General features: G+C 56.7%; 23 protein-coding genes. 22 read left to right on the forward strand and 1 reads right to left on the reverse strand.

The window, feature by feature from the left end; translation table 11 throughout:
- Positions 1–500: 500 nt before the first annotated feature.
- From rpmH to glmS, 21 genes are all read left to right on the forward strand, one after another.
- The gene (gene rpmH / locus QRN20_RS07205; RefSeq protein ID WP_002551315.1) at positions 501–635 is read left to right on the forward strand and encodes a 50S ribosomal protein L34; all 135 of its coding nucleotides are present in this window, start codon (positions 501–503) and stop codon (positions 633–635) included.
- 16 nt (positions 636–651) lie between these two features.
- Positions 652–1,053: a ribonuclease P protein component gene (gene rnpA, locus QRN20_RS07210; RefSeq protein ID WP_004882450.1), complete on the forward strand. Its 402-nt coding sequence runs from the start codon at positions 652–654 to the stop codon at positions 1,051–1,053.
- Positions 1,046–1,291 (forward strand): membrane protein insertion efficiency factor YidD, encoded by a 246-nt coding sequence (yidD, locus tag QRN20_RS07215; protein WP_004882449.1) that lies wholly within the window; start codon positions 1,046–1,048, stop codon positions 1,289–1,291. Before rnpA ends, yidD begins: the two co-directional genes overlap by 8 nt.
- A 2-nt stretch (positions 1,292–1,293) precedes the next feature.
- Entirely contained in the window at positions 1,294–2,979 is a 1,686-nt protein-coding gene (yidC, locus tag QRN20_RS07220) for a membrane protein insertase YidC (RefSeq protein WP_029241178.1), read from the forward strand.
- A gap of 79 nt (positions 2,980–3,058) precedes the next feature.
- Positions 3,059–4,429: a tRNA uridine-5-carboxymethylaminomethyl(34) synthesis GTPase MnmE gene (gene mnmE, locus QRN20_RS07225; RefSeq protein WP_088236333.1), complete on the forward strand. Its 1,371-nt coding sequence runs from the start codon at positions 3,059–3,061 to the stop codon at positions 4,427–4,429.
- Between the two features lie 656 nt (positions 4,430–5,085).
- Positions 5,086–6,978, forward strand: coding sequence for a tRNA uridine-5-carboxymethylaminomethyl(34) synthesis enzyme MnmG (gene mnmG, locus QRN20_RS07230; RefSeq protein ID WP_004882446.1), 1,893 nt, complete (start codon positions 5,086–5,088; stop codon positions 6,976–6,978).
- Positions 6,975–7,631 carry a 16S rRNA (guanine(527)-N(7))-methyltransferase RsmG gene (gene rsmG / locus QRN20_RS07235; protein ID WP_029241176.1) on the forward strand — a complete coding sequence of 219 codons (657 nt, stop codon included), beginning with the start codon at positions 6,975–6,977 and terminating at the stop codon, positions 7,629–7,631. The genes mnmG and rsmG overlap by 4 nt, the downstream gene beginning before the upstream one ends.
- 18 nt (positions 7,632–7,649) lie before the next feature.
- A complete protein-coding gene (locus QRN20_RS07240; protein ID WP_004882444.1) occupies positions 7,650–8,441 on the forward strand; it encodes a ParA family protein in 792 nt (263 codons plus the stop codon).
- Between the two features lie 9 nt (positions 8,442–8,450).
- On the forward strand, positions 8,451–9,323 hold the full coding sequence (locus tag QRN20_RS07245; protein ID WP_004882443.1) for a ParB/RepB/Spo0J family partition protein: 873 nt from the start codon (positions 8,451–8,453) through the stop codon (positions 9,321–9,323).
- A gap of 146 nt (positions 9,324–9,469) precedes the next feature.
- Entirely contained in the window at positions 9,470–9,877 is a 408-nt protein-coding gene (locus QRN20_RS07250; RefSeq protein ID WP_004882442.1) for a F0F1 ATP synthase subunit I, read from the forward strand.
- 16 nt (positions 9,878–9,893) lie between these two features.
- Positions 9,894–10,763: a F0F1 ATP synthase subunit A gene (atpB, locus tag QRN20_RS07255; protein ID WP_004882441.1), complete on the forward strand. Its 870-nt coding sequence runs from the start codon at positions 9,894–9,896 to the stop codon at positions 10,761–10,763.
- Positions 10,764–10,902: 139 nt separating this feature from the next.
- Positions 10,903–11,160, forward strand: coding sequence for a F0F1 ATP synthase subunit C (gene atpE, locus QRN20_RS07260; protein ID WP_002555987.1), 258 nt, complete (start codon positions 10,903–10,905; stop codon positions 11,158–11,160).
- A 57-nt stretch (positions 11,161–11,217) separates the two neighbouring features.
- Positions 11,218–11,688: a F0F1 ATP synthase subunit B gene (locus QRN20_RS07265; RefSeq protein ID WP_004882440.1), complete on the forward strand. Its 471-nt coding sequence runs from the start codon at positions 11,218–11,220 to the stop codon at positions 11,686–11,688.
- 12 nt (positions 11,689–11,700) lie between these two features.
- Positions 11,701–12,237, forward strand: coding sequence for a F0F1 ATP synthase subunit delta (locus tag QRN20_RS07270; protein ID WP_004882439.1), 537 nt, complete (start codon positions 11,701–11,703; stop codon positions 12,235–12,237).
- 21 nt (positions 12,238–12,258) lie between these two features.
- Positions 12,259–13,803 carry a F0F1 ATP synthase subunit alpha gene (gene atpA, locus QRN20_RS07275; protein ID WP_004882438.1) on the forward strand — a complete coding sequence of 515 codons (1,545 nt, stop codon included), beginning with the start codon at positions 12,259–12,261 and terminating at the stop codon, positions 13,801–13,803.
- Positions 13,804–13,853: 50 nt separating this feature from the next.
- Positions 13,854–14,714 (forward strand): F0F1 ATP synthase subunit gamma, encoded by an 861-nt coding sequence (atpG, locus tag QRN20_RS07280; RefSeq protein WP_004882437.1) that lies wholly within the window; start codon positions 13,854–13,856, stop codon positions 14,712–14,714.
- Positions 14,715–14,741: 27 nt separating this feature from the next.
- The gene (gene atpD / locus QRN20_RS07285) at positions 14,742–16,121 is read left to right on the forward strand and encodes a F0F1 ATP synthase subunit beta (protein ID WP_025996049.1); all 1,380 of its coding nucleotides are present in this window, start codon (positions 14,742–14,744) and stop codon (positions 16,119–16,121) included.
- 44 nt (positions 16,122–16,165) lie between these two features.
- Positions 16,166–16,591: a F0F1 ATP synthase subunit epsilon gene (locus QRN20_RS07290; RefSeq protein WP_029241174.1), complete on the forward strand. Its 426-nt coding sequence runs from the start codon at positions 16,166–16,168 to the stop codon at positions 16,589–16,591.
- A 120-nt stretch (positions 16,592–16,711) separates the two neighbouring features.
- Entirely contained in the window at positions 16,712–18,079 is a 1,368-nt protein-coding gene (gene glmU, locus QRN20_RS07295) for a bifunctional UDP-N-acetylglucosamine diphosphorylase/glucosamine-1-phosphate N-acetyltransferase GlmU (RefSeq protein WP_122427822.1), read from the forward strand.
- 421 nt (positions 18,080–18,500) lie between these two features.
- Entirely contained in the window at positions 18,501–19,268 is a 768-nt protein-coding gene (locus tag QRN20_RS07300) for a DeoR/GlpR family DNA-binding transcription regulator (protein ID WP_004882433.1), read from the forward strand.
- 9 nt (positions 19,269–19,277) lie between these two features.
- Positions 19,278–21,113, forward strand: a complete 1,836-nt coding sequence (gene glmS, locus QRN20_RS07305; RefSeq protein WP_285360048.1) for a glutamine--fructose-6-phosphate transaminase (isomerizing) — start codon at positions 19,278–19,280, stop codon at positions 21,111–21,113.
- A gap of 171 nt (positions 21,114–21,284) precedes the next feature.
- On the opposite strand, the gene QRN20_RS07310 is transcribed toward glmS, so the two are convergent.
- Complete coding sequence (locus QRN20_RS07310; RefSeq protein WP_029244206.1) at positions 21,285–22,784, reverse strand: Fic family protein; 1,500 nt, start codon at positions 22,782–22,784, stop codon at positions 21,285–21,287.
- 402 nt (positions 22,785–23,186) lie between these two features.
- Here QRN20_RS07310 and QRN20_RS07315 point away from each other — a divergent pair, with 402 nt between their 5' ends.
- Positions 23,187–23,846 (forward strand): hypothetical protein, encoded by a 660-nt coding sequence (locus tag QRN20_RS07315; RefSeq protein WP_285360049.1) that lies wholly within the window; start codon positions 23,187–23,189, stop codon positions 23,844–23,846.
- Positions 23,847–23,955: the final 109 nt, after the last annotated feature.

Here is a 23,955-nt window from a genome sequence, read left to right on the forward strand (position 1 = left end):
CTAACAGACGGCTATAAATCATTGATTTGAAGGAATGAAAGACGACGAACGGTATGTGCATAAGCTCTGTGGATAAGCTCACTTCAGCCCGTTGCATAAGTCGGGGTTGAAGTCTGTGGATAACATGCCTGTGGATAAAACAGCCTTTCATGCACAGCTTTTCCGAGGGTGCAGCACAGGCAGAGCACGGTTTTTCGACAACCTTTTGAAACGCTGTACACCTTGTATATCATAGCTCTCAGCGTTTTATCCACAGATATGCCCGACGTAAGAATTATAAGCTCTATAGAAAAGCTTTAAATACTCTCTCTCTTTTATTTCTATAACAGTGCAGCGTGCATGACGATTCGTTCCCTTCAAGACCGGCAAATTGGCCATATAGAACGTTATTGAAGAAAAGCTGGTTGGAAATTGACCTGCGGGCCTGCTTTCTCTAGAATCCCCGGTCTCTTAAAACGGGGGCCATTCCGGCCCGTAGTGGACGAACCAGGTAACACGCCATGAAACGTACTTTCCAACCCAGCACTATCAAGCGCGCCCGCACCCACGGTTTCCGTGCACGTATGGCCACCAAAAACGGCCGTGCCGTTCTGTCGCGTCGTCGCGCCAAAGGCCGTAAGCGTCTGGCAGTTTGATAAATCGGCACAGGAGGTGAGTCGAGACTTCAGTCGGGAAAAGCGTTTGCTGACTCCCCGGCATTTCAAGGCAGTCTTTGACTCCCCTACCGGCAAGGTTCCGGGGAAAAATCTCCTGCTCCTTGCGCGCAACAACGACCTTGATCATCCCCGCCTGGGGCTTGTGATAGGTAAAAAGAGCGTCAAGCTCTCCGTTCAGCGCAATCGTTTGAAACGCCTGATGCGCGAATCATTTCGCCAACACCAAGACAGTTTGGTCGGTTGGGATATCGTTATCGTCGCGCGTAAAGGTTTGGGTGATGTAGAAAACCCTGAACTGATTCAGCATTTCGGCAAGCTGTGGAAACGTCTGGCACGCAGCCAACCTGCTCCACAGACAAAAACCGAACCTGCAGGGGTGGACAGTCCCGATGCGTAAACTGGCACTCGTTCCGATCCAGTTTTATCGCTATGCCATTAGCCCGCTGATGGCCAGTCACTGTCGTTTCTACCCCAGTTGCTCCTGCTACGCGTATGAAGCCATCGATAATCATGGCCTTTTGCGCGGCGGCTGGCTGGCAATGCGCCGCCTGGGTCGCTGTCATCCGTGGAATCCCGGTGGTTATGACCCGGTTCCACCTGTCCCCACCTCCCGTTCTTCTTCGATGGCCGAGTAATCATGGATATTAAACGCACGATCCTGATCGTCGCCCTGGCAATCGTGACCTACGTCGGGGTTCTGAAATGGAACCAGGACTACGGTCAGGCAGCCATGCCGACCCAGAATGTTGCAGCCAGCAACACCGCACCGGGTATTCCGGATACGGCTGCTGGTAATAATGGTTCTGCCAGCGCTGATGTTCCAAGCGCGAATGCAACCACTGCCGCGGCTCCTCTTGAAACTCCGGCCGTAGCCAGCAAAGACCTGATTCAGGTCAAGACCGACGTGCTCGATCTGGCGATCGATCCAGTGGGTGGTGACGTGGTTCAGCTTCGTCTGCCTCTTTATCCACGTCGTCAGGACCGTCCTGAAGTGCCGTTTCAGTTGTTCGACAACGGTGGCGAGCGTACTTTTCTGGCACAAAGTGGCCTGACAGGTACCAATGGTCCCGATGCTCGTGCTGCCGGTCGTCCGGTTTACACGTCCACACAGAAGACTTATCAACTGGCTGATGGCCAGAACGATATGGTCGTGGACCTGAAATTCTCGGAAAACGGCATCAATTACATCAAGCGCTTCACATTCAAACGTGGCCTTTACGACCTGGTCGTGACCTACGTTGTGGATAACCAGAGCGCTCAGCCGTGGGCCGGTAACCTGTTCGCGCAATTGAAGCGCGATTCCAGCTCCGATCCATCGTCGACCACAGCTACCGGTACCGCCACTTATCTTGGTGCGGCGCTGTGGACAGCTGCCGAGCCCTACAAGAAAGTGTCGATGAAAGATATCGACAAGGGTCAGGTCAAGGAAACGGTTCAAGGTGGCTGGGTTGCCTGGCTGCAACACTACTTCGTGACTGCGTGGATTCCTGATCACAACGTAACCAACGTTGTTCAGACCCGTAAAGACAGCCAGGGCAATTACATCATCGGCTTCACCAGCCCGACATTGACCGTTGCTCCGGGTGCCAAAGGCGAGACCACTGCGACCTTGTACGCAGGTCCGAAAAGCCAGGCGGTACTCAAAGAGTTATCCCCAGGTCTGGAACTGACAGTCGATTACGGCTTCCTGTGGTTCATTGCCCAGCCTATCTTCTGGCTGCTGCAACATATCCACGCGATTCTTGGCAACTGGGGCTGGTCGATCATCGTCCTGACCATGCTGATCAAGGGGCTGTTCTTCCCGCTCTCCGCAGCCAGCTACAAATCCATGGCCCGCATGCGCGCCGTGGCTCCGAAACTGGCCTTGCTGAAGGAACAACATGGCGACGATCGCCAGAAAATGTCCCAGGCAATGATGGAGTTGTACAAGAAAGAGAAGATCAACCCGCTGGGTGGTTGCTTGCCGATTCTTGTGCAGATGCCGGTTTTCCTGTCGCTGTACTGGGTACTGCTGGAAAGCGTGGAAATGCGTCAGGCTCCATGGATCCTGTGGATAACCGACCTGTCGATCAAGGACCCATTCTTCATTCTGCCGATCATCATGGGCGCGACCATGTTCATTCAGCAGCGTCTGAACCCGACTCCTCCGGATCCGATGCAGGCCAAGGTCATGAAAATGATGCCAATCATCTTCACGTTCTTCTTCCTGTGGTTCCCTGCCGGTCTGGTTCTGTACTGGGTTGTGAACAACACCCTGTCGATCGCACAGCAGGCGTACATCACTCGCAAGATCGAAACGGCTACCAAGAAAGCAGCTGCCTGATCTAACCTGTGAATAAGTTCTACAAGGCGCCCCCTCTGTGGGGCGTTTTGCTATCTGTCAGTTGTACAGGAGGCGGACCATGAACGTCCCTCGTGAAACAATCGCCGCCATCGCGACTGCTCAAGGTCGTGGTGGCGTCGGCATCGTCCGTATTTCAGGTCCGCTGGCCAGCAAGGCAGCGCAGGCGATAATCGGGCGTGCGCCCAAACCCCGTTATGCCCATTACGGACCTTTCGCCGATGCGTCGGGCCAGACACTGGACGAGGGCATCGCACTGTACTTTCCCGGCCCAAACTCCTTTACCGGCGAAGATGTTCTGGAGCTGCAGGGACACGGTGGTCCGATCGTGCTCGACATGTTGCTGCAACGTTGCCTGGAATTGGGTTGCCGTCTGGCCCGTCCCGGTGAATTCAGCGAGCGCGCGTTTCTCAACGACAAGCTGGACCTGGCACAGGCCGAAGCGATTGCCGACCTGATCGAGGCAAGTTCTGCACAGGCTGCCCGCAATGCGTTGCGCTCGTTGCAGGGTGCGTTTTCCCAACGTGTGGATAAGTTGACCGAGAAATTGATCGGTCTTCGGATCTACGTCGAGGCGGCAATCGACTTCCCGGAAGAGGAAATCGACTTCCTTGCCGATGGCCACGTGTTAAGCATGCTTGATAACGTGCGCGATGAGTTATCCACAGTCCTGCGCGAAGCAGGGCAGGGTGCGTTGTTGCGTGATGGTATGACTGTGGTGATTGCTGGACGGCCCAACGCCGGCAAGTCGAGCCTGCTCAATGCGCTGGCCGGGCGTGAAGCTGCCATTGTGACCGAGATCGCTGGTACCACGCGCGATGTACTGCGTGAACATATCCACATCGACGGCATGCCGCTGCACGTGGTGGACACTGCAGGTCTGCGTGACACTCAGGACCAGGTTGAAATGATCGGCGTGCAGCGTGCACTCAAGGCGATTGGCGAAGCGGACAGGATCCTGCTGGTGGTAGACGCAACGGCACCGGAAGCGAGTGATCCCTTCGCGCTGTGGCCCGAGTTTCTGGAACAGAGGCCTGATCCGGCCAAGGTCACGCTGATTCGAAACAAGTCTGACCTGAGCGGCGACACTACAGGCCTGGAAACCAGTCCCGACGGTCATGTCACCATCAGCCTGAGCGCCAAGGCTGGCGGCGAAGGGCTTGAACTGCTGCGTGAACATCTCAAGGCGTGCATGGGCTATGAACAGACCTCCGAGAGCAGCTTCAGCGCTCGTCGTCGCCACCTTGAAGCGCTGCGCCACGCCAGTGACTCTCTGGAGCACGGCAGGGCACAGTTGACGCTTGCCGGCGCTGGAGAGCTGTTGGCCGAGGATTTGCGCCAGGCCCAACAGTCACTGGGGGAAATCACCGGTGCTTTCAGCTCCGATGACCTGCTTGGCAGGATCTTTTCCAGCTTCTGCATCGGTAAATAGTCACGAAACAGATGCTGTCACGCCTCTGACAGCATCAGGCATCAGATTCGAATCAGTCTGAAAGGGACGGCAATCGTCCCGCTGTCTGTTGATACCCCTTCCGCAAAGCCAAAACCTTCCCTCGCATACGGTCTGATCGCGGTTTCAGCTGTGGACGATTGATCGCTTTCAATCCTTCAGATGCCTCGAGACGCTCTCCCCACGTCGATCCAACAGTCCTTTTTTCACTGACCAGCAGTCGAGCAACCGCCGATTTCATCATTTTCTGTGAAATAAGCCCTGTGCATAACCGCGCCTCAGCTCGGTTGATAACCGGGCCTGAAACCTGAAGATAAACCGGCCTGTGGACAAAGTGCACTTTAATCCACAGGCTCAGGACGGTTATCCCAAACCCTCACAGGCACATGACCACAGGCTTTTGAATCTCTGTACACATTGAAAATAAAGGCCTGTAGGAATCTATCCACAGAAACATGGCTCAGTAAGAATAAACATAAAAACAAGGCTTTATAAACTTTCTTTCCTTTTTATTTTCTTTATCCGCGAGTTTTCCACAGCTGGTTAAATTTTGTGCAACGGGTTTCATTCAGGAGGGGTAAGTCCCTATACTTGTCAGCTATCCCAATTTCCCATCGACAACAGGCACGAGGTGCGTGGTGGATTTCCCTTCCCGTTTTGAAGTGATCGTCATCGGTGGCGGTCATGCCGGTACCGAGGCCGCACTTGCGTCGGCACGCATGGGTGTCAAAACCCTGCTGTTGACGCATAACGTGGAAACACTCGGCCAGATGAGCTGCAACCCTGCGATCGGTGGCATCGGCAAAAGTCATCTGGTCAAGGAAATCGACGCCCTTGGCGGCGCGATGGCCATGGCCACTGACAAAGGCGGCATACAGTTCCGCGTGTTGAACAGCCGCAAAGGCCCGGCCGTACGTGCGACCCGTGCCCAGGCAGACCGCGTTCTGTACAAGGCCGCGATTCGCGAAACGCTTGAAAACCAGCCGAACCTGTGGATATTTCAGCAATCCTGCGATGACCTGATTGTCGAGCAGGACCAGGTCCGTGGTGTTGTCACGCAAATGGGCCTACGTTTCCTGGCTGATTCCGTTGTATTGACCACCGGTACATTCCTGGGCGGTCTTATCCACATCGGTATGCAGAATTATTCGGGTGGCCGAGCGGGTGATCCGCCGTCGATCGCGCTTGCACGCCGTCTTCGGGAGCTGCCATTACGGGTGGGGCGCTTGAAGACCGGTACGCCGCCACGCATCGATGGCCGCTCTGTCGATTTCTCGGTGATGACCGAGCAACCGGGCGATACGCCGATTCCCGTTATGTCGTTCATGGGTTCGAAGGAACAACATCCGTCGCAAGTGAGTTGCTGGATTACCCACACCAATGCGCGGACACACGAAATCATTGCGTCCAATCTTGATCGTTCGCCTATGTATTCCGGTGTGATCGAGGGCATCGGTCCGCGTTACTGTCCATCGATCGAAGACAAGATTCATCGCTTTGCCGACAAGGAAAGCCACCAGGTCTTCATCGAGCCGGAAGGTCTGACCACCCACGAGCTGTATCCGAACGGTATCTCCACGTCTCTGCCCTTCGATGTGCAGCTGCAGATCGTTCGTTCGATTCGCGGCATGGAAAATGCGCACATCGTTCGCCCGGGCTATGCCATCGAGTACGACTACTTCGATCCACGCGATCTGAAGTACAGCCTCGAAACCAAGGTGATCGGCGGTCTGTTCTTCGCAGGCCAGATCAACGGCACAACCGGCTACGAAGAAGCGGGTGCTCAAGGTTTGCTGGCCGGAACCAACGCGGCATTGCGTGCGCAAGGTCGCGACAGCTGGTGCCCGCGTCGTGACGAGGCGTACATCGGGGTGTTGGTTGATGACCTGATCACGCTGGGTACGCAAGAGCCTTACCGGATGTTCACATCCCGCGCCGAATATCGTTTGATCCTGCGCGAAGACAACGCTGACCTGCGTCTGACCGAAAAAGGCCGTGAGCTGGGTCTGGTCGATGACGCGCGTTGGGCCGCGTTCTGTACCAAGCGTGAAAACATCGCGCTGGAAGAACAGCGTCTGAAAAGCACCTGGGTTCGTCCGGGTACCGAACAGGGCGATGCCATTGCCGCGCATTTCGGCACGCCGCTGACCCACGAATACAACCTGCTCAATCTGCTGACGCGTCCAGAAATCGATTATGCCAGCCTGATTTCCCTCACCGGTGAGGGCTGCATTGATCCACAGGTCGCCGAGCAGGTGGAGATCAAGACCAAGTACGCCGGTTACATTGATCGGCAGCAGGACGAAATCGCCCGTTTGCGTGCCAGCGAAGACACGAAGCTGCCTGAAGACATCGATTACGCGGGGATTTCCGGTCTGTCGAAAGAAATTCAAAGCAAGCTGGGGATAACTCGCCCCGAAACTCTCGGACAGGCCTCGCGCATTCCGGGTGTCACGCCTGCAGCGATTTCCCTGTTGATGATTCACTTGAAAAAACGCGGCGCGGGCCGTCAGTTGGAGCAAAGCGCTTGAGTTCTATGGTTACCCCGCAACACGCCGAAGAGTTATCCACAGGCGCCCGCGCTCTGGGTATCGAGCTCACTCTGGTCCAGCACGAACAACTGCTTGCCTATCTGGCGCTGTTGATCAAGTGGAACAAGGCGTACAACCTCACGGCTGTGCGCAACCCGGACGAGATGGTGTCCCGGCATTTGCTCGACAGCCTGAGTGTGATTTCTTTCATCGAAGGTGGCGCCGAAGGCGAACGCTGGCTCGATGTCGGCAGCGGGGGCGGCATGCCCGGTATTCCCATGGCGATCATGTTTCCGCAGATGAAGGTTTCGCTGCTGGACAGCAATGGCAAGAAGACCCGCTTTCAGACCCAGGTCAAACTGGAGCTGAAGCTGGATAACCTCGAAGTTATCCACAGCCGCGCCGAAACCTACCAGCCGGACGTACCGTTCAACGGAATCATTTCCCGTGCGTTCAGCAGTCTGGAAGACTTTGCCGGATGGACTCGCCACATGGGCGACACACAGACACGCTGGCTGGCGATGAAAGGGCTGCATCCTGCCGATGAACTGGTAGCATTGCCCACGGATTTTCACCTTGATAGCGCACAAGCCTTGACCGTTCCGGGTTGCCAAGGCCAACGCCATCTGCTGATACTGCGCCGCACGGCATGATTGGGAACACAAGCGATAATGGCTAAGGTATTCGCGATAGCGAACCAGAAAGGTGGGGTAGGCAAGACCACCACATGCATCAACCTCGCCGCGTCACTGGTTGCTACCAAACGACGCGTGCTGCTGATCGATCTCGATCCCCAGGGCAATGCGACCATGGGGAGTGGTGTGGATAAACACAACCTCGAAAACTCCGTTTACGACCTGCTGATTGGCGAATGCGATCTGGCTGAGGCCATGCAGTTCTCCGAGCACGGCGGTTATCAACTGCTTCCGGCCAACCGCGACCTGACGGCAGGCGAGGTGGTGCTGCTGGAAATGCAGATGAAGGAGAGCCGTCTGCGCAACGCGCTGGCGCCAATCCGCGAAAACTACGATTACATTCTCATCGACTGCCCTCCGTCGCTGTCGATGCTCACGCTCAACGCCCTGGTGGCGTCTGATGGCGTGATTATCCCCATGCAGTGTGAGTATTTCGCACTGGAAGGTCTGAGCGACCTTGTGGATAACATCAAGCGGATCGGCCAACTGCTAAACCCGCAGCTCAAGATCGAAGGCCTGCTGCGCACGATGTACGACCCGCGTCTGAGCCTGATCAACGATGTTTCGGCGCAGCTCAAGGAACACTTTGGCGAGCAGCTGTACGATACCGTTATCCCGAGAAACATCAGACTGGCCGAGGCGCCGAGCTTCGGTATGCCGGTGCTGGCCTACGACAAGTCTTCCCGCGGGGCGCTGGCTTATCTGGCGCTCGCCAGTGAACTGGTTCGTCGTCAACGTCGCGGCGCGAAAACCGCTCAGCCTACCTAAGGAATTTCCATGGCCGTCAAGAAACGAGGTCTCGGACGTGGGTTGGACGCACTTCTGAGCAGTCCAACCGTCAGTTCGCTGGAAGAACAGGCCATCAAGGCCCCCGAACGTGAGCTGCAGCATGTGCCGCTGGACATGATCCAGCGCGGCAAGTACCAGCCGCGCCGTGACATGGATCCCCAGGCGCTTGAAGAACTTGCGCAGTCGATCAAGTCTCAGGGCGTGATGCAGCCGATCGTGATTCGCCCGATCGGCAACAACCGTTTTGAAATCATTGCCGGTGAACGTCGCTGGCGTGCCAGTCAGCAGGCAGGTGTCGAGACGATCCCGGCCATGGTTCGCGATGTGCCGGATGAAACCGCCATCGCCATGGCGCTGATCGAAAACATCCAGCGTGAAGATCTCAACCCCATCGAAGAAGCGATGGCGTTGCAGCGTCTGCAGCAGGAATTCCAGCTGACCCAGCAGCAGGTGGCCGATGCCGTCGGCAAGTCCCGTGTCAGCGTGGCCAACCTGCTGCGACTGATTGCGCTGCCGGAAGTGATCAAGACCATGCTGTCCCACGGCGACCTGGAGATGGGCCATGCACGTGCCCTGCTCGGTCTGCCGGAGGAAAGGCAGGTCGAAGGAGCGCGACACGTTGTCGCACGCGGGCTGACCGTACGCCAGACGGAAGCACTGGTCAGGCAGTGGCTCAGCGGTAAGGAAACCCCTGCGGAACCTGCCAAGGCCGACCCCGACATCAGCCGGCTCGAGCAGCGTCTGGCCGAGCGTTTGGGGTCTGCGGTCCAGATCCGCCACGGGCAGAAGGGAAAAGGGCAATTGGTGATCCGCTACAACTCGCTGGATGAGTTGCAAGGTGTGCTTGCTCACATCCGCTGAAACAATTGGTCTGTAGCGTATAGTCGGAAATCACTACCTGACTGTTGAATAGGGACTTAACCGCCCCTATACTCTGCGCGCATTTTGTCGGCACAAATTATGCCAAGTTACAGATGATGGCGACCGACAGCGAAGGAGCAAATGCGATGGAATCACGCATGCCAGACCGCTTGCCGTTTCATCGCCTGGCGGTTTTTCCGGTTTTGCTGGCTCAATTGATCGTCCTGCTGATAGCCGCGTTGGCGCTGTGGCAGTGGCGTGGAGTCGTAGCGGGATATTCGGGGCTCTGCGGAGGCCTGATAGCCTGGCTGCCCAATTTATACTTCGCTCACAAGGCTTTCCGGTTTTCCGGAGCCCGAGCCGCTCAAGCCATCGTCCGGTCGTTCTACGCCGGCGAGGCGGGCAAACTTATTTTGACGGCAGTGCTTTTTGCACTGACGTTTGCAGGCGTAAAGCCGCTGGCACCGCTGGCGGTTTTCGGAGTGTTCATGTTGATCCAGGTGGTCAACTGGTTCGCTCCACTGCTTACGAGAACAAGACTTTCGAGACCTTAGGGCGTTTGAGGCAACCATGGCAGAGCAAACAGCTTCGGGCTATATCCAGCACCACTTGCAGAACCTGACATTCGGGCACCTGCCCAATGGCGAATGGGGCTTTGCCCACACCGCAGCAGAAGCCAAGGAAATGGGTTTCTGGGCTTTCCACGTCGATACCCTCGGCTGGTCGGTTGCGCTGGGTCTGATTTTCGTTCTGATTTTCCGCATGGCGGCCAAGAAGGCGACTTCCGGCCAGCCGGGCGCCCTGCAGAACTTCGTTGAAGTACTGGTCGAGTTCGTCGATGGCAGCGTGAAAGACAGCTTCCACGGCCGCAGCGCGGTCATCGCGCCACTGGCCCTGACCATTTTCGTCTGGGTATTCCTGATGAACGCCGTCGACCTGGTACCGGTCGACTGGATTCCTCAGCTGGCGATGCTGATCTCCGGTGACGAGCACATTCCATTCCGTGCCGTTCCGACGACTGACCCTAACGCGACACTGGGCATGGCCCTGTCGGTTTTCGCGCTGATCATTTTCTACAGCATCAAGGTCAAGGGCATCGGCGGCTTCATCGGCGAACTGACCCTGCACCCGTTCGGCAGCAAGAACATCTTCGTTCAGGCACTGTTGATCCCGGTCAACTTCCTGCTGGAATTCGTGACGCTGGTAGCCAAGCCGATTTCTCTGGCACTGCGTCTGTTCGGCAACATGTATGCTGGTGAGCTGGTATTCATCCTGATCGCCGTCATGTTCGGCAGCGGTCTGCTCTGGTTGAGCGGGCTGGGTATCGTTCTGCAATGGGCATGGGCTGTGTTCCACATCCTGATCATCACCCTGCAAGCGTTCATCTTCATGATGCTGACCATCGTCTACCTGTCGATGGCTCACGAAGATAACCATTGAGATTCGCCTCCGGGCGTATCTGATGACCGTCCCGCAAACTGCGGGACGGTGCCCGCAAGGGCTGATGTAACAAACGATTTTGCTTTACCGCTTTAATTAAAAAAACCTAACCAATACGACGTAAAAGTCGGGAGGAAAGATGGAAACTGTAGTTGGTCTAACCGCTATCGCTGTTGCACTGTTGATCGGCCTGGGCGCACTGGGTACTGCAATCGGTTTCGGCCTGTTGGGCGGCAAGTTCCTGGAAGGCGCAGCGCGTCAGCCGGAAATGGTTCCAATGCTGCAAGTTAAAATGTTCATCGTAGCGGGCCTGCTCGACGCCGTGACCATGATCGGTGTTGGTATCGCTCTGTTCTTCACCTTTGCGAACCCCTTCGTTGGTCAACTCGCTGGCTGATCACTCGAATTTTCGAGTTGATTGGTGTGATGGACAACGAACGAGCGAGGTGTTGGCGTGAACATTAATGCAACCCTGATTGGCCAGTCCGTTGCGTTCTTCATTTTTGTGCTGTTCTGCATGAAGTTCGTGTGGCCTCCGGTCATCGCGGCTTTGCACGAACGTCAGAAGAAGATCGCGGATGGACTGGACGCTGCTTCCCGAGCAGCTCGCGACCTGGAGCTGGCCCAAGACAAAGTGGGTCAACAACTGCGCGAAGCTAAGGCTCAAGCAGCTGAAATCATTGAGCAAGCCAAGAAACGCGGTACTCAGATTGTCGACGAAGCCCGTGAACAGGCTCGCGTTGAAGCTGACCGTGTGAAGGCTCAGGCTCAGGCCGAGATCGAGCAGGAACTGAACGGTGTCAAAGACGCCTTGCGCGCCCAGTTGGGTAGCTTGGCAGTCAATGGTGCAGAGAAGATCCTGGGTGCCACAATCGATCAAAACGCGCACGCGGAGCTGGTTAACAAACTGGCTGCTGAAATTTAAGCGAGGGCGATCATGGCAGAACTGACCACGTTGGCCCGACCTTACGCTAAGGCGGCCTTCGAGCACGCGCAGGCCCACCAGCAACTGGCCAATTGGTCAGCCATGCTCGGCCTGGCTGCTGCGGTGTCGCAAGACGACACCATGCAGCGCATGCTCAAGGCCCCGCGACTGACGAGCGCACAAAAGGCCACCACTTTTATTGAAGTGTGTGGCGACAAGTTCGATGCCAAGGCACAGAATTTCATCCACGTCGTTGCTGAAAACGACCGTCTCCCGCTTCTGCCGGAGATCGCCGAACTGTTCGACCTGTACAAGGCCGAGCAGGAAAAATCGGTCGATGTGGATGTCACCAGTGCTTTTGCATTGAACCAAGAACAGCAAGACAAACTCGCCAAGGTTCTCAGTGCACGGCTCGGCCGGGAAGTGCGCCTGCATGCTGCGGAGGATGCCACCCTTATCGGTGGTGTCGTAATCCGCGCCGGCGACCTGGTTATCGATGGCTCAGTTCGCGGCAAAATCGCGCAACTAGCCGAAGCATTGAAATCTTGAGTTTGAAGGGGCAGCAGAGCAATGCAGCAACTCAATCCTTCCGAAATAAGTGAAATCATCAAGGGTCGCATCGAGAAGCTCGATGTAACCTCCCAAGCCCGTAACGAAGGCACAGTCGTCAGCGTGTCTGACGGTATCGTGCGGATTCACGGTCTGGCCGACGTAATGTACGGCGAGATGATCGAGTTTCCGGGCGGCGTCTACGGTATGGCGCTGAACCTTGAGCAGGATTCCGTGGGTGCCGTTGTACTGGGCGCTTACACGACTCTGGCTGAAGGCATGAGCGCCAAGTGCACTGGCCGCATCCTGGAGGTTCCGGTTGGTAAGGAACTGCTGGGTCGCGTAGTCGATGCACTGGGTAACCCAGTTGACGGCAAAGGTCCGCTGAACAACACCGAGACCGATGCGGTCGAGAAAGTTGCTCCAGGCGTGATCTGGCGTAAGTCGGTAGACCAGCCTGTACAGACTGGCTACAAGGCTGTCGATGCAATGATTCCAGTCGGCCGTGGCCAGCGTGAGCTGATCATCGGTGACCGTCAGATCGGTAAGACCGCTCTGGCCATCGACGCAATCATCAACCAGAAAGACAGCGGCATCTTCTGCGTCTACGTGGCAATCGGTCAGAAACAATCGACCATCGCCAACGTGGTTCGCAAGCTCGAAGAAAACGGCGCACTGGCTAACACCATCGTCGTGGCTGCAAGTGCTTCCGAATCCGCTGCGCTGCAGTTCCTTGCACCGTACTCGGGTTGCACCATGGGTGAGTTCTTCCGCGACCGCGGTGAAGACGCGCTGATCGTTTATGACGATCTGTCCAAGCAAGCAGTGGCTTACCGCCAGATTTCCCTGCTGCTGCGCCGTCCACCAGGCCGTGAAGCCTACCCGGGTGACGTGTTCTATCTCCACTCCCGTCTGCTGGAGCGCGCATCGCGTGTTTCCGAAGAGTACGTAGAGAAGTTCACCAACGGCGCAGTGACCGGCAAAACCGGTTCCCTGACTGCACTGCCGATCATCGAAACCCAGGCTGGCGACGTTTCCGCGTTCGTTCCGACCAACGTGATTTCCATCACCGACGGTCAGATATTCCTGGAATCGGCCATGTTCAACTCTGGCATCCGTCCAGCTGTGAACGCCGGTGTTTCGGTATCGCGTGTAGGTGGTGCCGCTCAGACCAAGATCATCAAGAAGCTCTCCGGTGGTATCCGTACCGCTCTGGCTCAGTACCGTGAACTGGCGGCATTCGCCCAGTTCGCTTCTGACCTGGACGAAGCGACCCGTAAGCAACTTGAGCATGGTCAGCGCGTTACCGAGCTGATGAAGCAGAAGCAATACGCACCAATGTCGATCGCTGACATGGCGCTGTCGCTGTATGCCGCTGAGCGTGGGTTCCTGACCGACATCGAAATCGCCAAGATTGGCAGCTTTGAACAAGCGCTGATTGCTTACTTCAACCGCGATCACGCCGATTTGATGGCGAAGATCAACGTGAAGGGTGACTTCAATGACGAAATCGATTCTGGCATGAAAGCCGGCATCGAGAAGTTCAAGGCCACCCAAACCTGGTAAGCCGCAGCGGGGGCCGGAAGGCTCCCGCTTGCTAACCTGATAGGTGTTACATGGCAGGCGCAAAAGAGATTCGCAGCAAGATTGCGAGCATCAAAAGCACGCAAAAGATCACCAGCGCCATGGAAAAAGTGGCGGTCAGCAAAATGCGCAAGGCTCAAATGCGCATGGCTGCTAGCCGTCCTTACGCGGATCGTATCCGCCAGGTGATTGGTCATCTTGCCAACGCTAACCCGGAATATCGCCACCCTTTCATGATCGAGCGCGAAGTAAAGCGTGTCGGTTATGTCGTGGTGAGCAGTGACCGTGGTCTGTGCGGCGGCTTGAATACCAACCTGTTCAAGGCTTTGGTCAAGGACATGGCGGTAAACCGTGAAAACGGCGTAGAGATCGATCTGTGCGTGGTTGGCAGCAAAGGTGCGGCATTTTTCCGCAACTTCGGCGGTAACGTCGTCGCTGCAATCAGCCACCTGGGCGAAGAGCCGTCGATCAATGATTTGATCGGCAGCGTCAAGGTGATGCTGGATGCCTACCTGGATGGCCGTATTGATCGCCTGTCCGTGGTATCCAACAAGTTCATCAACACCATGACGCAACAGCCAACGGTGGAGCAGTTGATTCCGCTGGTGGCAACCCCGGATCAGGAACTCAAGCACCACTGGGACTATCTCTACGAACCCGATGCCAAAGAGCTGCTCGATGGCTTGATGGTTCGCTACGTTGAGTCGCAGGTGTACCAGGCGGTGGTCGAGAACAACGCAGCTGAACAAGCGGCGCGGATGATTGCAATGAAGAACGCCACCGACAACGCCGGTGATCTGATCAGCGATTTGCAGCTGATCTACAACAAGGCGCGTCAGGCAGCGATCACCCAAGAGATCTCGGAAATCGTCGGCGGCGCTGCCGCGGTTTAACGGTTCAAATATTAGAGGAACCAGCTAATGAGTAGCGGACGTATCGTTCAAATCATCGGCGCCGTGATCGACGTGGAATTTCCACGCGATAGCGTACCGAGTATCTACAACGCGCTGAAAGTACAAAGCGCGGCAGAAACCACCCTGGAAGTTCAGCAGCAGCTGGGCGACGGCGTGGTTCGTACCATTGCGATGGGCTCCACCGAGGGCTTGAAGCGTGGTCTGGAAGTAACAGACTCTGGCGCAGCCATCTCCGTACCGGTCGGTAAAGCGACTCTGGGCCGGATCATGGACGTACTGGGCAACCCGATTGACGAAGCTGGTCCGATCGCCACCGAAGAGCGCTGGGGCATTCACCGTCCTGCGCCAACCTTCGCTGAGCAAGCGGGTGGCAACGATCTGCTGGAAACAGGCATCAAGGTTATCGACCTGGTCTGCCCGTTCGCCAAAGGCGGTAAAGTCGGTCTGTTCGGTGGTGCCGGTGTCGGCAAGACCGTAAACATGATGGAACTGATCCGTAACATCGCCATCGAGCACAGCGGTTATTCCGTGTTCGCCGGTGTGGGTGAGCGTACTCGTGAGGGTAACGACTTCTACCACGAGATGAAGGATTCCAACGTTCTGGACAAGGTTGCTCTGGTCTACGGCCAGATGAACGAGCCGCCGGGTAACCGTCTGCGCGTAGCCCTGACCGGCCTGACCATGGCCGAGAAGTTCCGTGACGAAGGTAACGACGTTCTGCTGTTCGTCGACAACATCTACCGTTACACACTGGCCGGTACTGAAGTATCCGCACTGCTGGGCCGTATGCCTTCCGCAGTAGGTTACCAGCCGACCCTGGCCGAAGAGATGGGTACTCTGCAAGAGCGCATCACTTCGACCAAGAACGGTTCGATCACCTCGATCCAGGCGGTATACGTACCAGCGGACGACTTGACCGACCCGTCGCCAGCGACCACGTTTGCCCACTTGGACGCAACCGTCGTACTGTCCCGTGACATCGCCTCCCTGGGTATCTACCCGGCGGTCGATCCACTCGACTCGACTTCGCGCCAGCTGGACCCGAACGTTATCGGCCAGGAACACTACGACACCGCTCGCGGCGTTCAGTACGTGTTGCAGCGTTACAAAGAGCTGAAAGACATCATCGCGATCCTGGGTATGGACGAGCTGTCGGAGACCGACAAGCAGTTGGTTAACCGTGCTCGTAAGATCCAGCGCTTCCTGTCCCAGCCTTTCTTCGTGGCAGAAGTCTTCACCGGTGCTTCGGGTAAATACGTTTCCCTGAAAGACACCATTGCTGGCTTCAAAGGCATCCTCAACGGTGACTACGACCACCTGCCAGAACAAGCGTTCTACATGGTCGGCGGCATCGAAGAAGCGATCGAGAAAGCCAAGAAACTGTAATCCCGGCGCCCGGAAACGGGCGCTAATCAGGTTGAGGCAAGCAAATGGCTATGACAGTCCATTGCGACATCGTCAGCGCGGAAGGGGAAATCTTCTCCGGTCTGGTCGAGATGGTGATTGCGCACGGTAACCTGGGTGATATCGGTATCGCTCCAGGCCACGCGCCGCTGATCACTGATCTGAAGCCGGGCCCGATCCGCTTGATCAAGCAGGGTGGGGAAGCCGAGGTGTTCTACATCTCCGGTGGTTTCCTTGAGGTTCAGCCGAACATGGTCAAGGTGCTTGCCGATACTGTGCAACGTGCTGGCGACCTGGACGAAGCCTCCGCTCAAGCAGCTGTAAAGGCTGCAGAGAAGGCCCTGAACGAGAAAGGCGCAGACTTCGACTACGGATCTGCAACTGCTCGTCTGGCCGAGGCCGCAGCTCAGCTGCGTACCGTTCAGCAAATTCGCAAGAAGTTCGGCGGCTAACCCCGCTGCTTCATGCGCGATTGAGAAAAAGGGTAGCCTCGGCTACCCTTTTTCTTTTTCCGAATAAGCCCGTCCCCGGCCGCTGGCTATGATTGCCGCGCCGCTCAGTTGGTAGTCCTCATGTCTCTCGATATCGTCATTCTTGCTGCTGGCCAAGGTACCCGGATGCGTTCGGCCTTGCCGAAGGTACTCCACCCCGTTGCGGGCAACTCCATGCTGGGTCATGTTATCCACAGTGCCCGCCAGTTATCCCCAAGCGGCATCCATGTGGTGATCGGCCACGGCGCGGATGTGGTGCGCGAGCGTCTGGCGGCTGACGATCTGAATTTCGTGATGCAGGACAAGCAACTCGGCACAGGCCATGCCGTGGCTCAGGCCGTGCCTGCACTGACGGCTGAAACCGTCCTGATCCTCTACGGCGACGTGCCCCTGATTGAAGTCGACACGCTGCAGCGTCTGCTCAAACTGGTTAGCTCTGAGCAGTTGGGTCTGTTGACTGTCACCCTGAATGATCCGACGGGCTATGGCCGTATCGTGCGCGACGAGCAAGGCCGGGTGGCTGCTATCGTCGAGCATAAGGATGCAACCGACGCCCAGAAGGCGATCACCGAAGGCAACACCGGCATCCTGGCAGTACCCGGCAAGCGTCTGGCCGAGTGGCTGGGGCGTCTCTCCAACAACAACGCGCAGGGCGAGTATTACCTGACCGATGTGATCGCCATGGCTGTGAACGATGGCCTGGTGGTTGCGACGGAACAGCCGTACGACGCCATGGAAGTGCAGGGCGCCAACGACCGCAAGCAGCTTTCCGAGCTTGAGCGTCACTACCAGTTGCGCGAAGCCCGCCGTCTGATGGCCGCTGGCGTCACCCTGCGCGACCCTGCGCGCTTCGACGTGCGCGGTGAAGTCAGCGTCGGTCGTGATGTGCTGATCGACATCAACGTGGTGCTCGAAGGCAAGGTCGTGATCGAGGATGACGTAGTCATCGGTCCGAACTGCGTTATCAAGGACAGCACATTGCGCAAAGGTGTTGTCGTTAAAGCCAACAGCCACATCGAAGGCGCGATTCTGGGAGAGGGCAGCGATGCTGGACCTTTCGCGCGTCTGCGTCCTGGCAGCGTATTGGGCGCCAAGGCGCATGTGGGTAACTTTGTTGAGCTGAAGAATGCCGTGCTGGGTGAAGGCGTGAAAGCCGGGCACCTGACCTATCTGGGTGACACGGTCATCGGAGCTCGCACAAACATCGGAGCGGGCACCATCACCGTCAATTACGACGGTGCGAACAAACACCAGACCATTATTGGCGAGGACGTCTTTATTGGCTCAAACAACTCTCTGATTGCGCCTGTGGATATCGGGAGCGGCTCTAATACGGCGGCTGGATCAACAATCACTCAGAATGTGGATAAGTCCCAGTTGGCCGTCGGCCGAGCCCGCCAGCGCAACATCGACGGCTGGAAGCGGCCGGTCAAGATCAGGAAGGACTAGTTATCCACAGACCGTGGGAGGCGGCTTGCCGGCGATAGCGTCAGTTCAGTCACTGACAAGGTCGCCTGAAAGAATGCATCGCCCGCAAGCCGCCTCTTATCAAACAACCTGTAACTTACTGAAGAAACGCGATTTTTGTAGGAGCGGACCGGGCGGCGTTCCGTTTGTCCGCGAATGCTGTAGTTCAGCCGATGAATATTCGTCGGATGTACAGGCCTTTTCGCGGACAAGTCCGCTCCCACCTAGTTTGCCGCGCGACAGCGCTACGTCGAAGACGTAGTGGCGCCTCCCACGATCCTCTGTTTATCGGTAATTGCTCCACATGCCGAATGCCACAGTAAACTGCTACGACCCTTGACCAATCCCTTCAAATAGGTTTTGATTGCCTTCGTTATCTTTCGAATCGAAACTTAAGGTTCTCATGTCGAAGCGCAATACACCTCAACGTCGCCACAACATTCTTGCCCTGCTGAGCCAGCAGGGTGAGGTCAGTGTGGACGATCTGGCCAAGCGTTTTGAAACCTCAGAAGTTACGATCCGAAAGGATCTGGCCGCGCTCGAAACCAACGGTCTGCTGTTGCGTCGCTACGGTGGTGCAGTCACCTTGCCGCACGAACTGATAAGCGAAGGCGCTCAACCTGTCTCCAAATACAAACAGGCCATTGCTCGCGCTGCCGTTACCCGCATCCGCGAGCACGCGCGCATCATTGTCGACAGCGGCAGCACCACCGCAGCGATGATCCCTGAACTGGGCGCGCAGCCTGGCCTTGTGGTCATGACCAACTCGCTGCACGTCGCACGCGCACTGACCGAACTGGAACAGGAACCCGTCCTGCTGATGACTGGCGGGACGTGGGATCCGCATTCCGAATCCTTTCAAGGGCAGGTCGCCGAACAGGTGCTGCGCTCCTACGATTTTGATCAATTGTTCATCGGTGCCGATGGTATCGATCTGATCCGTGGCACCACGACCTTCAACGAATTGCTGGGTCTGAGCCGCGTCATGGCTGAGGTCGCCCGGGAAGTCGTTGTGATGGTCGAAGCCGACAAGGTCGGCCGCAAGATCCCCAACCTGGAGCTGCCCTGGAGCAGTATCCACACCCTTATTACCGATGATCGTCTGCCCACCGAGGCGCGCGACCAGATACAGGCCCGCGGCATCAATCTGATTTGTGCCGCTGTCAGCTAGGAGAGAACCATGTGTGGAATCGTTGGCGCAGTCGCCGAACGTAATATCACGGCCATTTTGCTCGAAGGCCTGAAGCGTCTTGAATACCGCGGCTATGACAGCGCAGGCGTGGCCGTTTTCACTAACGAAGGCACGCTCGAGCGTCGCCGCCGTTCCGGCAAGGTCAGCGAACTCGAGCAGGCTCTGGCCGGCGAACCTCTGGTGGGTCGTCTGGGCATCGCCCACACCCGCTGGGCCACCCACGGCGCGCCCTGCGAGCGTAACGCTCATCCACATTTCTCGGCCAACGAGCTGGCAGTTGTCCACAACGGCATCATCGAAAACCATGAAGCCCTGCGTGAACAGCTCAAGGCTCTGGGCTACGTGTTCTCGTCCGATACCGACACCGAAGTCATTGTTCACCTGCTGCACCACGAGCTCAAGGACACGCCCGATCTGGCGGCGGCCCTGAAAGCTGCGGTCAAGGAACTGCACGGTGCCTACGGACTGGCAGTGATCAGCGCTGCACAACCGGACCGTCTGCTGGCGGCACGCAGCGGCAGTCCGCTGGTGATCGGCATGGGTCTGGGCGAGAACTTCCTCGCCTCCGATCAGCTCGCACTGCGTCAGGTCACTGACCGTTTCATGTACCTGGAAGAGGGCGATATCGCCGAGATCCGTCGCGACAGCGTGCAGATCTGGAGCGTCGACGGTCTGCCGGTCGAGCGTGAAGTCGTGCAATACCACGAAGGTGCCGAAGCCGCTGACAAAGGCGAATACCGCCACTTCATGCTCAAGGAAATCCACGAGCAGCCCAAGGTCGTGCAGCGTACGCTTGAAGGTCGCCTCGGCCAGCAGCAGGTGCTGGTCCATGCCTTTGGTCCACAGGCTGCCGAGCTGTTCGCCAAGGTGCGCAACGTGCAGATCGTAGCGTGCGGCACCAGCTATCACGCCGGTATGGTTGCGCGTTACTGGCTTGAAGGACTGGCCGGGATTCCGTGTCAGGTCGAAGTCGCCAGCGAATTCCGCTACCGCAAGGTCGTGGTCCAGCCGGACACCCTGTTCGTTTCGATCTCCCAGTCCGGTGAAACCGCCGACACCCTGGCTGCCCTGCGCAACGCCAAGGAGCTGGGCTTTCTGGCCAGCCTCGCGATCTGCAACGTCGGCATCAGCTCGCTGGTGCGCGAATCCGACCTCACTCTGCTCACCCAGGCCGGACCGGAAATCGGCGTAGCGTCCACCAAGGCATTCACCACCCAGTTGGTCGCCCTGCTGCTGCTGACCCTGTCGCTGGGCCAGGTCAAAGGCACGCTGGAAGAGGGCGTCGAAGCGCAACTGGTCGATGAACTGCGCCGCCTGCCAACCCGCCTGGGCGAAGCACTGGCGATGGACACCACCGTCGAGAAAGTCGCCGAACTGTTCGCCGAGAAGCACCACACCCTGTTCCTCGGTCGCGGCGCGCAATTTCCGGTCGCCATGGAAGGTGCGCTCAAACTCAAGGAAATCTCCTACATCCACGCCGAAGCCTACCCGGCCGGCGAACTCAAACACGGCCCGCTGGCGCTGGTCGACGCCGACATGCCCGTGGTCACCGTCGCGCCGAACAACGAACTGCTGGAAAAACTCAAATCCAACCTGCAGGAAGTCCGTGCACGCGGTGGAGAGCTGGTGGTATTCGCTGACGAACAGGCCGGCATGAAAAACGGCGAAGGCACCCACGTTGTCGCCATGCCACACATCATCGACGCCCTGGCACCGATTCTGTACACCATTCCGCTGCAACTGCTTTCGTACTACGTGGCCGTGTTGAAGGGGACGGATGTGGATCAGCCGAGGAATCTGGCGAAGTCGGTGACGGTGGAGTAGTTATCCACAGAAGCCGGACATCAGGTGGCTGTTCAGAATAAAGATTGACACAACCTATTAAAGTTTGAAACAGCTCGAAAACCCCCGAAAATACGGGGGTTTTCTGTTTCTGGACCAAGCCGTTGGTTCGGATTAGCGGCTTCGCTTTGTAGTGGTCAACTGGTCGCTGGACTATTCGTCGTCAGACTCTGCGTAAGCTTCTGCCAGTAGGGCCTGGGCGTGACCTTCAAGAAAGTCGAAAACTTCCTCTTGGATATACCCGTTGTATTGCTTCCGCCGACCCTTTGATACGACCCCATTCTGGTCTAAGCACTGCATAATCAGCTTACTCAAGAGGCTACCGCGCACGTCGTAGTTGTCATTAACCACCTTGAGCAACGTGTCGTATCGTTGCAGATACTCGGTTTCTTCCCTCAGTTCGACTTCCAATGCCCGCTTGGCCATTTCCAGCGTGAAGGCCACACACTCAGTCGCATCCCAGTAGCGATATAGGCTTGGGTCGCCGGTGAAGTTAAGCGACATGTTGTCGGCATCGATCCAACGAACGTCCCAGAATTGCCGTGCAGGTTTCGAGAAGCTCTGCAGAGCTTCTAAATAGCGTTGCTCCTCTCGTTTCATGGCGACGGAGACAGGAAGTAACAAACCGTTCTCCAGCGCACCGCTGCAGCACAATGCCTGGTGTATCAAGAAGCGCGACAGTCGCCCATTCCCATCCATGAAGGGGTGCAAGAAGACAAATCCGAATGAGGCAATGCCGGCGGCCACCAGCGGGTCAAGCTCCAAGGGAGCACGGTTTGCGAAGGCCATGAGTTCGACCATCAGCTCCCGGCAAAGATCTGGAGGAGGGGGTATATAGGTGACCCCCGCCGCTCCTCGAAAGGAGTTGGTCAGATGGTTTTGTTCATGCCGGAAGGCCACCGCCCATTCGAGTTGTTGGGAAATTGCATTGTTTTGCAGAGAGACCAAGTAGTCTTCGGTGAGCGGCTGGCGGTCATGTGCCTGGCGCAGTAATTGAACAAAACGTTCTGACTTCTGCTGGCTTGGTGCTTCCTTTTCAATCGCAAATGAGGAATCTGTTTCGCTCAGGTAAGCCCAGTTGATGGCGCGATCCATCATTTCCTTAGGCAAGGAAGCAATGAACTCTTTCGAACGCCCTAGAATGTCGTATTCAAGCAAGGCCTGGACCTCAGGCGTGCGTTCTACCGTCGCGCAATATTGGAGCGTCCCTAGCCCATTGAAGTCCACGCGCCAGCGGTTGTTTCGCACAGATGGGCCCGTGATGTACCGCTCAGGATCAAACAGCAGAACGCCGGGACCCCGAGGCTTGTCCGTGTAGTCGAGTAAAAGATCTGAATAGGCTTCCCAGAGGAAGCAGACTTTGCGGAGATAGCCGCTGCTGGGAGATTGAGTTATGGCCTCGACAAGTAGTCGACCATCAATACGAGGCAGAGCCTGCGCCAAAATAGAGAGGTTGACGCCCTCATGTTTGAGCGCAAAGATGATGTGGGCGAGAAAATCCCCAGCCTCCGGTGCAACCGCCTGCGGCACTGCAAGCGCGCCGCTGATCCGCTCAATGCGTGTGACTGGTTGAACGAGTGCAGGTTTCTTGACCCCGATAGCTTTCAGGCCCATCACATTGATCAAATGGGCGTAACCCACCAGATTCCCCATTGTTTTCCCCTGTCTCTGACCAGATTTTCTTAACCGAGCCAAGATTTTCTTAAAATATGCGTCGAACGCTCAGAAAATATTAACCGAAAATGGCCGTGCCTCCACTATTTTTGGGCTTTCCGCTTATCGGCGCGCCGGGAATCTGTGTAGTTGTCATCGGGTGTTGTTCTACTGGATGTATTACGGCACCGGTCTCTCAGCGTGGCAGCCTGAAGGTAGGCCCAGCAGCAAAAAAAGGGCTGAGGACGTGTTCTGTTTCGCGTCCTCCCATGCCCAATTCTCGACTGCTCGGCTGAGCAACTTACACAGGGTTGCAGCTAGAGTCGCAATCCCAACGAAAATGAAAATGGACGTTCCCCAGTGGTAAGCATTTTCCTCAAAGCTTTTCTAGCGACTGTCTGTATGTTCTCAGCGATCACAAACGCTGCCGAACTCAATCTGTCCGCCGAAGGCGAATCGCTCTACTTCAAAGCGTTACCTTCTCTGGAAAAGATTGATGAGCTGAACAATGGAATATTCAGTGTCCGGGACGAGTTGTCTGCCAACGAAAAATTCCCAGATCAAAAAAGAGAGGAAGTGAAAACCGAGCTCCAGGGACTTCTAAAAGAAGCATTGCCTTTGCTCACGCGTTCTGCCGAGGAACTCAACCCGGCTGCACAGTATCGACTGGCCGTGATGGTCTCGAATTTCGAATCTGGCCAGCAGGCTGCCGAGAAAGTCTGCACCCTCCTCAGGTCTAGCTTTAGCCAGAGTTTTACCCCGGCAGGCTTGCAGATGCTTTCGTACTGCTTCGATGAAGTTAAAACACCTGAATTCCGGGCGCTCGTCGATGCTTTACCTGACGATGAAACGCTGTACGGCAAGTATTACCCACAACCCGCGATGAGGCCAAGTTGCGATAAGGGCAGTCGCTCTCGCAGCAACCCGATTGTCTGGATCGACGAGAGAAGCTTTCGCGCTAATTTCTATATGAGCTATGCAACTCAAATGTCGAGGAAAAACGATGGACAGGAAAGACTCCGCTATCTCAAGAAAGCCGCTGAGCATGGGTGCAACAAATAGGTACCGGGAGGCTCGGCCGCCAGCTCGCGTTGCCGGACGATAAACTGCGGGCTTTTCTGGCGTCGCAACAGCAGCCAGCCAAAGGAAGGCGCCAACTTCCCCCCGCTCC

This window comes from Pseudomonas sp. fls2-241-TYG-175 (assembly GCF_030209155.1).
Lineage (GTDB): Bacteria > Pseudomonadota > Gammaproteobacteria > Pseudomonadales > Pseudomonadaceae > Aquipseudomonas > Aquipseudomonas viridiflava.